At 69.3% G+C, this 13640-nt stretch carries 8 protein-coding genes; 3 read left to right on the top strand and 5 right to left on the bottom strand.

Annotated features, from left to right (window positions below):
• Nucleotides 1–3: 3 nt before the first annotated feature.
• The 5 genes from F0U60_RS49040 to F0U60_RS49060 form a co-directional block, all read right to left on the bottom strand.
• Nucleotides 4–1710 (bottom strand): methyl-accepting chemotaxis protein, encoded by a 1707-nt coding sequence (locus F0U60_RS49040; RefSeq protein ID WP_395811170.1) that lies wholly within the window; start codon nucleotides 1708–1710, stop codon nucleotides 4–6.
• Nucleotides 1711–1737: 27 nt separating this feature from the next.
• Nucleotides 1738–3378, bottom strand: a complete 1641-nt coding sequence (locus F0U60_RS49045) for a chemotaxis protein CheA (protein WP_395811172.1) — start codon at nucleotides 3376–3378, stop codon at nucleotides 1738–1740.
• A gap of 114 nt (nucleotides 3379–3492) precedes the next feature.
• Entirely contained in the window at nucleotides 3493–4881 is a 1389-nt protein-coding gene (locus F0U60_RS49050) for a sigma-54-dependent transcriptional regulator (RefSeq protein WP_395811174.1), read from the bottom strand.
• A gap of 2 nt (nucleotides 4882–4883) precedes the next feature.
• The gene (locus F0U60_RS49055) at nucleotides 4884–6071 is read right to left on the bottom strand and encodes a nitrogen regulation protein NR(II) (protein ID WP_395811176.1); all 1188 of its coding nucleotides are present in this window, start codon (nucleotides 6069–6071) and stop codon (nucleotides 4884–4886) included.
• 106 nt (nucleotides 6072–6177) lie between these two features.
• The gene (locus tag F0U60_RS49060) at nucleotides 6178–7656 is read right to left on the bottom strand and encodes a potassium/proton antiporter (protein ID WP_395811178.1); all 1479 of its coding nucleotides are present in this window, start codon (nucleotides 7654–7656) and stop codon (nucleotides 6178–6180) included.
• A 117-nt stretch (nucleotides 7657–7773) separates the two neighbouring features.
• On the opposite strand from F0U60_RS49060, the gene F0U60_RS49065 reads away from it, so the two are divergent.
• The 3 genes from F0U60_RS49065 (at nucleotide 7774) to F0U60_RS49075 (ending at nucleotide 13629) form a co-directional block, all read left to right on the top strand.
• On the top strand, nucleotides 7774–9483 hold the full coding sequence (locus tag F0U60_RS49065) for a GTPase (protein WP_395811180.1): 1710 nt from the start codon (nucleotides 7774–7776) through the stop codon (nucleotides 9481–9483).
• Nucleotides 9484–9784: 301 nt separating this feature from the next.
• Entirely contained in the window at nucleotides 9785–12610 is a 2826-nt protein-coding gene (locus F0U60_RS49070) for a protein kinase (protein ID WP_395811182.1), read from the top strand.
• A 2-nt stretch (nucleotides 12611–12612) separates the two neighbouring features.
• A complete protein-coding gene (locus F0U60_RS49075) occupies nucleotides 12613–13629 on the top strand; it encodes a PEGA domain-containing protein (RefSeq protein ID WP_395811184.1) in 1017 nt (338 codons plus the stop codon).
• Nucleotides 13630–13640 lie beyond the last annotated feature (11 nt).

The raw sequence follows: 13640 nt of genomic DNA on the forward strand, positions 1-13640 counted from the left end.
CACCTAGAAGCGCTTGAACTCGCGGTCCTCGTCCGACAGCGCGGCGGGGACGGAGACACGTGGGGAAGGAGCCACGGGGACGACGCCGTTGGCCGCGGCCTTCAACCCATGAGCGGCAGAAATGGCGTGCCCCACCGGGTGGCCACCCGCCGTGGGCCGGGGCGGCGTCGCGCGCCAGTTGTTCCGCTCGACACGCTCGGCGCTCTCCCCTACGCGGAAGAAGGACACGAGCTGGCTGAGCGCCTCCGCCTGGGAGGACAGCTCCTCCGCCGTGGACGCCAGCTCCTCGGACGCCGACGCATTGCGCTGCGTCACCTGATCCACGTGCCCCATCGCCTTGTTCATCTGCCCCACCCCGCTGGCCTGCTCCACCGACGCCGCCACCACCTCCTGCACCAGGTCCGCCGTCTTCCGGATGGACGGCACCAGCTCTCCCAGCAGCTCTCCCGAGCGCGTCGCCACCTTCACGCTGTTGGAGGCCAGCCCGCTGATTTCACGCGCCGCCGTCTGGCTCCGCTCCGCCAGCTTGCGCACCTCCGTGGCCACCACCGCGAAGCCCTTGCCGTGCTCCCCTGCCCGCGCCGCCTCGATGGCCGCGTTCAGCGCCAGCAGGTTCGTCTGGTACGCAATCTCCTCGATGATGGAGATCTTCTGCGCGATGGAGCTCATCGCCTCCACCGTCTCCTTCACCGCCTTGCCGCTCTCCTCCGCGTCCCGGGCGCCCTGCACCGCCATCTGCTCCATCTGCCGGCCGTGGTCCCGGTTCTGCGTGATGCTCGCAGTTATCTGCTCCAGGCTGGAGGTGGTCTCCTCCACGCTGCTGGCCTGCTCGCTGGTGCCCTGTGACAGGCTCTGCGAGGAAGAAGACACCTGCGACGACGCCGACGCGAGCGCATTGGAGCCCTCGCGTACCTCGCCGATGACCTGCGCCAGCTTCTGCACCATGCGCTGCAAGGCGCTCAGCAACCGGCCCGTCTCGTCCTGCGTCTCCGAGGAGATGCGCACGGTGAGGTCTCCCTCGGCGATGCGGTCCGCCACCTGCACCGCGTTGTTCAACGGCCGGGAGATGACCTGGGCGATGAAGAGGCTGATGATCAGGCCAATGAGGAAGCTGGCCCCCATGGTGCCGGTGATCCACCCCCGCGCGGTCGCATAGATCGCATCCGAGGAGTCCGACGCCTTCTTCGAGTCCGCCTGAATGAACGCCACCAACTCCTCCAGCTTGTCGTTGGCGGCCAGGTAGGCCGGCTTCGCGCTCTCACGGTAGAGCCGGCGGGCCTCCTCCTGCTGGCCCGCGCGCGAGAGCGCGATGACCTTGTCGTGCACTTCCAGATAGTCCTTCCACAGCCGGGTGAAATCCCCGTACAGGCGCCGCTCATCCTCGTGGTTGAGGAGGGATTCATACCTGTCGAGGCCGCGCTCAATCGTCTCCAACAGCGTCCGCATCTCCCGCTCGTACTGGGCCATCTCATTGGCATCGGTCGAGAGGACGTGCTGCAACTCGGCGATGAGGAAGTCCGAGGTGTCGGTGTTCGCGTCCGAGACGTAGATGAGGCTCGGCATTCTGTTGTCCGTCACCTCATCGGTGGCGTTGTTCATCAACTCCATCTGGCTGATGGCGAAGACGCCCAACACGAGCGTGAGGGAGCTCAGGAGCAGAAAGGAGACAACCAGCTTCGAGGAGATCTTTAGATTGTAGAACCAGGTCATGGAGTCAGTTGCGAACGAGAGAGGGGCTCAGGCAGCGGCGGCGGATGGGGCCGCCTTGAGTGCCTGTTGAAGAAGAGCGGGGACATCGAGGATGAGCGCCACCCGGCCATCACCCATCAGGGTGGAGCCGGCGAGGCCAGGCAATCCCTGACAGGGTTTGCCCAGGGGTTTGATGACCGTCTGGCCCTGACCGAGCAGGGTGTCCACGGCGATGCCGGCCCGGCCGCGACCCTGGCCGATGACGACGATGCTCTCGCGGGACGGCGGCTCGCCTCCCAGCGAGAGGTGTTCGCGCAGGCGCAGGTAGGGCAGCGGCTCGCCCCGTAGGTTGAAGACGCCGGTGCGGCCGGAGGTGCGCTCGGGCTGGGGCAGCTCCACGCACTCGACCACGTGCTCCAGCGGAATCACATACGTCTCCTCGCCCACGCCGACGGAGAAGCCCTCGATGATGGAGAGCGTGAGCGGCAGACGCAGGGAGAAGGTGGTGCCCTTCCCGGGCGTGGTCTCCAGGGAGATGGTGCCGCGCAGCATCTCCACGTTGCGCTTCACGATGTCCATGCCCACGCCCCGGCCGGACAGCTCGGTGACGCGCGGGGCGGTGGAGAAGCCCGGCTCGAAGATGAACTGGAAGAGGTCCGCATCCGGACGATCCTCGTCCGGTCCCAGCAGCCCCCGCTCCCGCGCGCGCGCGAGGATGCGCTCGCGGTCCAGCCCCGGCCCGTCCTCGGCCACCTGGATGACGATGCTGCCCGCCTCATGGAAGGCGCGCATCGAGAGCGTGCCGGTGGGGTCCTTCCCACACGCCTGACGAACCTCCGGCGTCTCCATGCCGTGGTCCATCGCATTGCGAACCAGGTGGGTGAGCGGATCCCGGATGAGCTCGGTGACGGTGGTGTCCACCTCCACGTCCTCGCCGCTCGTCTCCAGCCGCACCAGCTTGCCGGTGGTCTGGCACAGGTCGCGCACCGTGCGCGTGAAGGTCTGGAAGGTGCGGCCAATTGGCACCATCCGCACCTTCATCACCAGCTCCTGCAGGTCCAGGTAGAGCCGGTCCGCCTCGCGGTGCGCCTCCAGCAGTTGCTGGGGCGAGTAGCGGTGCGCCTGCGTGAGCATGGAGGTGAGGCGCCCGCGCGCGATGGCGATTTCTCCCGTGAGGTCCAACATCCGGTCCAACCGGTCCAACCCCACGCGCAGGGTGCGCTCACGGTTCGGGGCCTCGGCCTGGACCTCGAGCCCGGACTTCTCCGCGCAGCCGCGCCCCGCGCTGGACGCGATGGGCCGCGCCGCCTCCACGGTGGAGGCGAGCAGGGCGTGCACATCCTTCGCGGGCAGGCGCAGGTCGGGCTCGGTCACGGGCCTCAGCCCCACCAGCTCGCGCATCGCGTCCACGGCCTGCAGCAGCAGGGTGCCCAACCCCGAGTGCAGCACCAGCACGCCGGCCTCCAGCCGGGTGAGCAGCTCCTCGAGCGTATGGGCGAGCTCCACCGCCTCGGTCAGGCCCATGACCGCGGCTCCGCCCTTCAGGGTATGTACCGTCCGGAAGGCAGCTCGCAGGCTCTCCGGGCCGGGGCAGGACTCGAGGGTCAGCAGGTCCCTTTCCAGGGTGACAAGCTGCTCCTCCGTCTCGGTGAGGAAGACGGCGTGGACCTTCTCCAACTCGGGCTTCATCTGCCCCGCGCAAGAGCAATCCACACGCCACTGTGAACCAGGTGACAACTCCTCGGAATCGCAACGAGTGGCTTGGATTCTCAGGGACTGAGTCTGGTGTCCGGATTCTGGATTCTAGACTTTGGACGAGAGGCCCAGGGTCTTGAGCTTCTGGTAGAGCGAACTCCGCGGAATTCCTAGACGTTTGGCTGCTCGCTCCACGTGCCCGCCCTCGGCGGCGAGCACCCGGGCGATGTGGCGGCGCTCCACCTCGCGCAGCGTCAGGTCCAGCTCCGAGCCCTCGGACGCGGGCACGCCAGGCCCGGAGGGAGAGGGAGAGAGCACCTGGGCGATGACGGGATTGAAGTGCAGGTCGGCCGGCCGCAGGGTGGCCGAGGACGAGAGAAGCACAGCGCGCTCCAGCACGTTGCGCAGCTCTCGGATGTTGCCGGGCCAGGAGTAGGAGCGCAGGGCAGCATCGACCCCAGACGAGAGCTCCAACCCAGGGCGTCCCAGCTCTCGCGAGAGCCCCGCGAGCAGCGTCCGAGCGATAACGGGGATGTCCTCGGGCCGCTCGCGCAGCGCGGGAATGCGCAGCGGCAGGGTGCTGATGCGGAAGTAGAGGTCTCCGCGGAAGAGCTGCGCGCGCACGGCCTCGCTCAGGTCCTGGTGGGTGGCGGCGATGAGGCGCACGTCCACCACGCGGTCCTCCACCTCGCCCAGCCGGCGGAAGCGCTTCTCCTCCAGCACCTTGAGGAGCTTGGGCTGCACCTGGAGATCCATGTCGCCCACCTCGTCGAGGAACACGGTGCCCCGGTGGGCCACCTCCAGCAGGCCCTGCTTGCGGCTCACGGCGCCCGTGAAGGCTCCGCGCTCGTGGCCGAAGAGCTCCGTCTCCAAGAACTGGGGCGACAGCCCAGCGCAGTTGAGCTGGACGAGCGGGCCTCCAGTGCGCGGACCGTTCAAGTGCAGCCATGTGGCGAGCACGCCCTTGCCCGTGCCCGTCTCCCCCTGGAGGAGCACGGGGCTGTCGCTGTCCAGCACGCGGCGCGCGGTGGCCTCCAGGCGGCGAATGGCCCGGCTCTCACCGAGGAAGGGCTCCAAATCCCCCGGACCGTTGGCAACCTGGGCTTGCTGGCGACGGCGGGCCTTATGGGCCTCCAGCAGGCGGTCCACCAATAGGAGCAGGGCGGGCATCTCCACGGGTTTGGGGAGGAAGTGCTCCGCGCCCAGCTTGATGGCCTGGATGGCTGTGTCGAGCGACACGTGCGCGGTGAGCACCAGCACGGGGATGGAGGGGTCCACCGCGCGCAGCTCCGGGAGCAAGTCGAACGCGGTGCCGTCCGGCAGGCGGTAGTCGAGCAGCACCACGTCCGGCCGGTCCTGGCGGAAGAGCGTGCGAGCCTGACGGCAGCCCTCCGCCTCCAGGACCGCCAGCCCCTGGGCCTCGAGGAAGTGGCGAATGCCGAAGCGGATCGACGGCTCATCATCGACCACGAGGACCCGGCCACGCACCTGTCTCACGCCTACGCCTCTACGGGAAGACACACCCGGACCTCCGCCCCTCCCGAGGGGCCGTGACCCACCGACACCGTTCCGTGATGCTCCTCCACGATGCGCTGAACGATGGAGAGCCCCAGACCCACGCCCCCCTGACGGCGGGTGTAGAAGGGCTCGAAGACTCGCGCCAGGTCCTCGGGGGAGAAGCCAGGACCCTGGTCCGCCACCACGCACTCCACCCGGGTGGCGCCCTCATCCTGGAGCCGCCGCGCGGTGAGCCGGACGGAGGCGCCGCACGGAGAGTGCTGGAGCGCATTGGCGAGCAGGTTCTGGAACACCTGGGCGAGCCGGCCCGGATCCATGGGCACACGGGGCAGGCCCTGCTCCACCTGGACCTCCACGCGCGCCTCTCGCTCCCGAGCGAGGGCGGAGGTGGCGTCCACCGCCTCCGCGAGCACGCTGGAGAGGGTGCAGGGAATCAGCTCCGTGCTCGACGGCCGACCGTAGGTGAGCAACCCGCGCATGAGCTCGTTGAGGCGCGACACCTCGCGCCTGAGCACGGAGACGTAGCGCTCGGTCCCCGGCGCATCGCCGTACTGCGCCTCGAAGGCATCCAGGGTGACGGAGATACCAAAGAGGGGATTGCGCACCTCGTGAGCCACTCCCGCCACCAACGTGCCCATGAGGGACAAGGCCTCGTTGCGACGCAGCGCGTCCAACGCCTCACGAAGCCGAGCCTCGGTCTCACGGCGGACGGTGATGTCGCGCGTCACCTTGGCAAAGCCGCGCAGCTGGCCGTCCGGGCTGCGCAGCGCCGTGAGGGAGACGAGGGCGTAGAAGCGTGAGCCGTCCCGCCGCACACGCCAGCCCTCGTCCCGAGCCTTGCCCTGGGCCTGCGCCTCAGCCAGCAGCCGCTGGGGACGGCCCGCGGCGACGTCTTCCTCGAGGTAGAGCACCGAGAGGTGCCGTCCGAGGATCTCCCCGGCGCGGTAGCCCTTGATGCGCTCGGCGCCCGCGTTCCAGGTCGCAATGCGGCCATCCGGGCCGAGCATGAAGAGGGCAGCGTCCTCCACGCTCTCGACCAGGAGGCGGAATCCCGCCTCGCTGTCCAGGCTGTCAGGCTCCAGGGTGGCCGGTTCCAGGAACGCAGGGGACCCCTTGGAGGGAGCGATCGCGGAGACATGTCTCGGGGTTCGACGCGAACGAGAAGGCATGGAGGAATCAAACCACCGGGGCGAGGGTACCCCTTACGAGGTCCGGTCGCCTTCCTGACCCTCGCTCCGACGTACAGGCCACCCGCTTTCTCCTCGTGGAGCGACCTCACTCCTGCATCTGCTGACCGAAAAGAAGCTGGACGAGCGGGAGCTCCTCCTCCTTGCAGAAGACATAGACGTGGTCGCCCGCGAGCAGCGCGGAGCGGCCCTTGGGCGGCACCAGCTCGCTGCCTCGGACGATGAGCGTCACCACGGCGGATTCGGGCAGGGGGAGATCCGCGATGGTGGCCCCCGCCACCGCCGAAGCCGGGTCGATGTAGAAGGGCACCACCTCGCCGTTGAGCAGGTGGGTGGATGTCAGCTCCATGGTGGCCGTGGGTGGGGGTGGGGCCTGGGAGACAAGCCCCAACCAGCGCGTCACCCACCCCACCGTGGCGCCGGGGACGAGCGCGTTCACCACCACGATGAAGAACACCACGTTGAAGATGGGGAGGGCACCGGGGGCCTGGGCCAGCACGGGGAAGGTGGCCAGGATGATGGGCACCGCGCCTCGCAGGCCCACCCATCCCACGTAGAGGGACTGACGCCAGGGAAAGCGGAAGGGCAGCAGGCAGAGCACCACCACCAGCGGCCGGGCGACGAAGGCCAGCACGAGCCCCAGCCCCAACCCCGTCCACGTCACCGCGACGAGCTGTGAGGGGAAGACGAGCAGCCCGAGCATGAGGAACATGCCCACCTGCGACAGCCAGGCGATGGCGTCATGCACGCGCAGCAGGCCACTGCGGTAGCGGATGGCCTCATTGCCCAGCAGCATGGCGGCCACGTACACGGCGAGGAAGCCACTGCCGTAGAAGAGCGTGGGCAGCCCGAAGGCCAGGAAGGCCAGTGACAGCGTGAGCACGGGGTAGAGGCCACCGGCATGCAAGCGCGCGCGCCTGAGCAGGAGCCGGCCCGCGTACCCGAACCCCAGGCCCATGGCCGCGCCCACGGCCATCTGCACGACGGCGCCCAGCAGAATGCCCCAGCCCAGGGGCTCGCCACTCACGAGCGCCTCGGTGAGCGCCGTGGTGAGGATGACGGCCATGGGATCGTTCAGGCCGGACTCCAGCTCCAGCGTCACCCCCACCCGGCGCTTGAGGAGCAGACCACTGCCACGCAGCACCGCGAAGACGGCCGCCGCGTCCGTGGAGGACACAATGGCCCCCAGCAGGAGCGCATGCTTCCAGTCGAAGCCAAAGAGGTGAGCGGCAAGCCCCATGAAGGCCGCCGTGCCAATGACGCCCACCGTGGCGAGCACCGCCGCGGGCCGCAACCCCTCCTTCACCGAGGCCAGCGGGGTATTGAGGCCGCCATCGAAGAGGATGAGCACCAGCGCCACGGTGCCCAGGCGGAAGGTGAAGCCGTAGTCCTCGAAGGCGATGCCACCCAGGCCCTCGGAGCCGCCCAGCACGCCGAGCAGAATGAAGACCAGCGCCACGGGCACACCGAACCGTCCGGCGGCACGGCTGAAGAGCGCGCTCACGCCCATCAGGAGACCGAACACCGTCAGGAGGAACGCCGTCGCTGTGGGCTCTTGGAATTGCATCCCGCCACGCCTCTAACATGAAGCCCGGCGCGGGGAGCCCTCGGATGAGGCGAAGGAAGGGCGAGGGTTGGAAACACGGCGCTCGCGCCAACTCCGTGCTGGGCAGAGGCGCGCTCCTTGGCGAGGCTGGGGCCCGTGGACACCCTGCCCGCCCCTGAACAACTCGAGCCCCTCCTCTCCACCGCGCTGACCCTGCCGGCCCTGAAGCCCCACGCCGCCCGCCTTGAGCGGCTGCGCCACGACTACGCGCGCGGCCTGGAGCGCAAGGACGCGCCCCTCACCGTGGCCCTGGTGGGTGCCACGGGCGCAGGCAAGTCCACCCTGCTCAACGCGCTGGCGGGACAGCCGCTCGCGCGCGAGGGGGAGGACCGGCCCACCAGCACGGCCGCCACCGTATTCGCCCCCGAGGGCGCCAGCCTCGAGGACCTGGCCCAGGTGGGCGCGAAGACAGTGCGCTACACGCCAGACCCGCGAGGGCTGTGGAGTGGCCAGGTGTTCATCGACACGCCGGACCTCAACAGCGTGGCCACCATGCACCGGGACGTAGCGCGCGCGGCCCTGGAGCGCGCGGACGTGGCGCTGGTGGTGATGCACCGCGGGAGCGTGGCCGAGGCCACCCAGGCCGAGTTCCTCGCCGACTTCGCCCGGCGCCGCGCGCTCGTGTTCCTCATCAACTTCGCGGACGAGCTGTCCGCCGACTCGCGCGAGACCCTCAAGACGCAGGCGCGCCGGCTGGCCCTGGAGCAGTACGGGCTGCCGGCGGAGTCCGTGCCCGTCTTCGCCATCAGCGGCCGGGCCGCGAAGGCGGGGCAGGACCCTTCGGGCGAGTTCGGCGCGTTCCTCTTCCACCTCAAGACCCTGGCCACGCAGGCGGTGGCCGAGCGGGTGCGGCGGAGCAACGCCCAGGGCGCGCTGGAGGAAATCACCTCGCGGGTGGAGGGTGCGCTCAAGGAGACGGAGGACACGCTGGCACGGGCGAGGGCCGCGCTGGAGTCGGGCCTCGGGCGCGCCGCCGAGGGGCTGAAGACAGACTTCGACACGCGGCTGGAGCTGGCGCAGGGCCACCTGGCCTCGGAGGTGCGGAGTCAGGCAGCGGGGCGCTTCTGGGGCCCAGCGGCGTGGGGCATGCGGCTCTCCTACGTGGGAGCCGGAGGCCTGGGCGCGGCAACGCTGCTGGCGCGGCGCAGCCTGCCGGTGGGGCTGGCCGTGGCGGCAACCTCCACCGTGCTGGATGCGGTGCGGGACAAGACGCGCGCCCGCGCGGCGGAGACAGCGGTGGTGGAGCCCTTCGAGGACGACCTCTCCGTGGAGGGAGCCGCACGCGCCGCCCTGGCAGAGGCGCGGAGCCTGGCGCACGCGAGCGGGCTGTCCCCGGAGACGCTGGGGCTTCCGGACGTGGAGACGCTGCTGGTGGAGCTGAAGTCCGCACGCGCGAGCGCCTGGCGCTACACGGTCACCACGGCCGTGGCGGAGGCCGTGGCCGGTTGGTGGCGCCTGGCGCGTTGGCTGCTGCTGCCGCTCATCAACCTGCCCCTGCTGGCGCTGCTGGGACACGTGGGCTACCGCGTGGTGCGCGCGTACCTCGAGGGCCCCCTGCTGGGCGTGGACTACTTCATCAACGCGGGAGCGCTCTTCGCGGTGCTGGCGGGAGCCGGGGCGCTGCTGGCCTCGGTGAGCCTGGCGGGGACAACCCGTGCCGTGCGCCGCGCGGGCCTGGGGCGCTTCACCTCGCTCCTCGGGGTACTCGGCGGCCGGCTGGGGGAATCCGTCCAGGACAGCTTCCGCTCCGGACGCGAGGCCGCCCGTGCGCTGCTCCAGCTCCGCTGAATAACAAACACTCTCCCTGCAATCGCGTTGGGGATGACGAGCAAGCAGCCGTGCTCAGGATGTGGATGGCATTGCCTTGAGACAGACAGGTGGGGCGCCCTCACGGGGCACGTGGGCGGAAACGGGCGCCGCGCTCCCAAGGATTGAGAATATGAGTACGGGGGGGGAGAATGTAGCTCCTTCGTGCTCCAATCGGTTTAATCTCCAATCACATACACGTGCAGCGGCCCGCTCGAGGCCGGTGCGCGCATCCAGCCACGTCCCACCAGGTTCGTGGCTGCCTCGGGGGATCTGGCCAGACATGAGCACGCACCAGAGCAACGCCCTACGCAAGGTCTCCGCGGTCACGGGGCCCCCTGCGCCGGAAGGCGGGCTCGCGCCCGGCACCCGTATCCACCACTACGAGCTCATCCGCGAGCTGGGACGCGGAGGCATGGGCACCGTCTTCCTGGCGCGCGACACCCGGCTCGGCCGCCGCGTGGCCATCAAGTTCCTGCACACCCAGGACGCGGACCTCACCAGGCGCTTCATCCTCGAGGCACGCGCTACCGCGCGCTGCAGCCACGAGAACATCGTCATCATCTACGAGGTCGGTGAATACAACGGCGACCCCTTCATGGTGCTGGAGTACCTCCAGGGCCAGCCGCTGAAGAAGCTCGTCACCGGCCAGCGGCTGCCACCCGCGCGCGCGGTGGAGCTGATGGTGCCCGTGGTGCGCGCGTTGGCGTGCGCCCATGAGCAGGGCATCGTCCACCGCGACCTCAAGCCCGAGAACATCCTCGTCACCGACTCGGGCGCCATCAAGGTGCTCGACTTTGGCATCGCCAAGGTGCTCCAGGGAGACGAGGTCCCGGAGGCGGCCGCCACCGGCACCTTCGTGGGACAGCTCGCCGACGAGGACTCCCGCGACCTCACCCGCCGCGGCGCCATCCTGGGCACGATGGCCTATATGTCCCCGGAGCAGTGGGGCAATGGCGTGCCCATCGACCATCGGACGGACATCTGGGCCGTGGGCATCATGCTGTTCCGGATGCTCTCGGGCCAACACCCGTTGGGCTCGGTGAGTGGACCCCAGCTCGCGGTGACGGGGCTCCTCGACGAGCCCATGCCCCGCCTGCGTGACGTGCTACCGGACGCCCCACCCGAGCTGGCCGCAGTCGTCGATCGCTGTCTGCTCAAGCACAAGGAGCAGCGCTTCCCGGACGCGCTCTCGCTGCTGCGCGCGCTGGAGCCCTTCCTCCCCGGCCGCTACACCCGCGAGCTGCGCATCGACGAGAGTCCCTACGCCGGCCTCAGCTCCTTCCAGGAAGCGGACGCCAACCGCTTCTTCGGCCGCACCCGAGAGATCGCCGCGCTGGTGAACCGCATCCACGACCAGCCGCTGTTGGCGGTGGTGGGCCCCTCGGGCACCGGCAAGTCCTCGTTCGTGCGCGCGGGCCTCGTGCCCGTCCTCAAGCGCTCTGGGACGCCCTGGGAGTCGCTCGTCATCCGCCCGGGTCGCCATCCGCTGGCGGCGCTGGCCAGCATGGTGGCGCCGCTGGTGAGCTCGTCGAGCTCCATCGAGGAGGACATCCAGGAGCAGCGCAAGCTCGTCGAGCACCTTCGCGCCGAGCCCGGCTTCGTCGGCAACGTGCTGCGCAGCCGCGCTCGGCGTGAGCGCCGGAACATCCTGCTCTTCATCGACCAGTTCGAGGAGCTCTACACGCTGGTGCCGGACGCGCGTGAGCGCCTGGCCTTCACCGCGTGCCTGTCGGGCATCGCGGACGACGCCACCTCGCCCATCCGCGTCGTGCTCTCCATCCGCTCGGACTTCCTGGACCGGGTGCCCGAGGACGAGCGCTTCATGGCCGAGCTGAGCCAGGGGCTCTACTTCCTCACCCCGCCCAGCCGCGAGGGGCTGCGCGACGCGCTGGTGCAGCCGGCGGAGATGGCCGGCTACCGCTTCGAAACCCCGGCGATGGTGGACAAGATGCTCGAGCACCTGGAGTCCACCCAGGGCGCGCTGCCGCTGCTCCAGTTCGCCGCGACCCAGCTCTGGGAGTCCCGGGACCCCGCGCACAAACAACTCACCGAGCGCGCCTACGAGGCGATGGGAGGCATCGCCGGCGCGCTGGCCAGCCACGCCGACAGCGTGCTCGCGGGCATGACCAACACGGAGCGCACGCTGGTGCGCGCGCTCTTCCTGCGCCTCGTCACCCCCGAGCGCACGCGAGCCCTCGTCTCGGCGGACGAGCTGCGCGAGCTGACGAAGGACACCGGGGAGATGCAGCGGCTCATCGATCACCTCGTCCAGGCGCGTCTGCTCGTCGTGCAGACGGGAGGCGGCGCCACGGGCGCGACGGTGGAAATCGTGCACGAGTCGCTCCTGCACAGCTGGCCCACACTGCGGCGTTGGCTGGACGAGGGCCAGGAGGACGCGGGCTTCCTGGAGCAGCTGCGCAACGCGGCCCGGCAGTGGCAGGCCAAGAACTTCGACAACAACCTGCTGTGGCGCGGAGAGATGGTGGAGGAAGCGCGGCGCTTCCAAGGCCGCTACCGCGGGGAGCTGCCGAAGCTTCAGCGCGACTTCCTCGACGCGGTCTTCGCCCAGGCCGTGCGGGCCACACGCATGAAGCGGGCCCTGGTCATCGGCACCACGACCTTCCTGGCGATGCTGGTGGTGGCGGCGGCGGTGGCGTTGGTGGTCATCCACAACTCCCAGCAGGAGGCCGAGCGTCAGGCCGAGGCGGCGCTGCGAGCCGAGGCCGTGGCACGCAAGGCGGAGACGACGGCGCGCGAGGCGGAGACGCTCGCACGCAATGCCGAGACAGAGGCGAAGCAGCGACTGGCGGAAGTGCAGGCCAAGGAGCTGGAGCGCCTCCGGGAACAGCAGGCGAAAGAGAAGGCCATGGAGCAGGTCGAGCTCACCAACAACGCGCTCCTGAACAAGAATGGCGAACTGGAGTCCGCACTGAAGAGAGCCAAGGAGCTGCAGAAGCGCGCCCGGCTCGCCTGGTTGCGTGCCCAGAAGAGCGCGGAAGAGGCGTACCAGGCCCAGCGCCAGCTCGAAGAGTCGTTGCGCCGTGAGCAGGAGCGCGCCGCACGCGCGGAGCAGCAGATCGGCGTGATCATCAAGGAATTGGATTGAGAATGACCGTGAGAGACATGATGAGAAAGGCCTCGTTCGGCCTTGGCCTCTGGGTGACGCTGCTATCGCCGTGGGCCCTTCCGGCGGCCGCGCAGTCCCCCCAGCCTCTCGTGGGAGGGGAGCGTCCCTGGGTCCAGAATGTCAGTGGGAAGGACCAGCAGGCGGCGCGCGAGCTGTTCAACGCGGCCAACACCTCCCTGACCGAAGGTCTCTTCGTCGAGGCCAGTGAGAAGTATCTCCAGGCGCTCCGTCACTGGGACCATCCCGCCATCCATTACAACCTGGCGCTGGCCTTGATGAAGCTCGACCGGCCACTCGAGGTCCACGAGCACCTGCTGTCCGCGATGCGCTACGGACCGGAGCCCCTGGGCACCGACAAGTTCGAGAACGCCACCCGGTACAAGGAGCTCCTCGACACGCAGCTCGTCCGGTTGAGCATCTCCTGCGACGAGCCCGGCGCCACCGTGACGATGGATGGCCAGACGCTGTTCATGGGTCCCGGTCGCTACCAGGGATTGGTGCGTCCGGGAACGCACAGCATCGTCGCGATGAAGGAGGGCTATGTCACCGCGGACAAGAGCCAACCCTTGCTGCCCGGCGCTCAGGTGAATCTCGACTTGAGGCCGTACCGCCTGGAGTACCAGCGGCGCTGGCCGGTCTGGATGCCCTGGACGGTGATGGGAACAGGCCTGGCCGCGGCGGCGGGGGGCGGGCTGCTGCACCTGGAGACCAGCAAGAACTACCGCCGCTTCGATGACATCGTCCTGGAGCAGTGCGACAGCGGCTGCAACCCCAGGGAGAATGGCCTCTCGGACATCAGGAGCCGGGGAGACAACCTGCAGAGGGCGGCGTACGGCGCCTATGCCCTGGGCGGAGCAGCCTTCGTCACCGGCGTGGTTCTCGCCTACCTCAATCAGCCCCAGGCAGTCCCCGTGAATCCGGACCCGGGAAAAAAGACGGTGAGCGTCACCCCGTTGCTCGGCGGGACGAATGGCCTCCTGGCTACCTTCCAATTCTGAGGCGTACGATG

Source organism: Archangium minus (assembly GCF_044360475.1).
Taxonomy (GTDB): domain Bacteria; phylum Myxococcota; class Myxococcia; order Myxococcales; family Myxococcaceae; genus Archangium; species Archangium minus.

Excerpts from the sequence above, each read along its gene's own strand:
- F0U60_RS49040 (WP_395811170.1), bottom strand. The coding sequence starts at position 1,710 with ATGACCTGGTTCTACAATCTAAAGATCTCCTCGAAGCTGGTTGTCTCC.
- F0U60_RS49045 (WP_395811172.1), bottom strand. The coding sequence starts at position 3,378 with ATGAAGCCCGAGTTGGAGAAGGTCCACGCCGTCTTCCTCACCGAGACG.
- F0U60_RS49055 (WP_395811176.1), bottom strand. The coding sequence starts at position 6,071 with ATGCCTTCTCGTTCGCGTCGAACCCCGAGACATGTCTCCGCGATCGCT.
- F0U60_RS49060 (WP_395811178.1), bottom strand. The coding sequence starts at position 7,656 with ATGCAATTCCAAGAGCCCACAGCGACGGCGTTCCTCCTGACGGTGTTC.
- F0U60_RS49070 (WP_395811182.1), top strand. The coding sequence starts at position 9,785 with ATGAGCACGCACCAGAGCAACGCCCTACGCAAGGTCTCCGCGGTCACG.
- F0U60_RS49075 (WP_395811184.1), top strand. The coding sequence starts at position 12,613 with ATGACCGTGAGAGACATGATGAGAAAGGCCTCGTTCGGCCTTGGCCTC.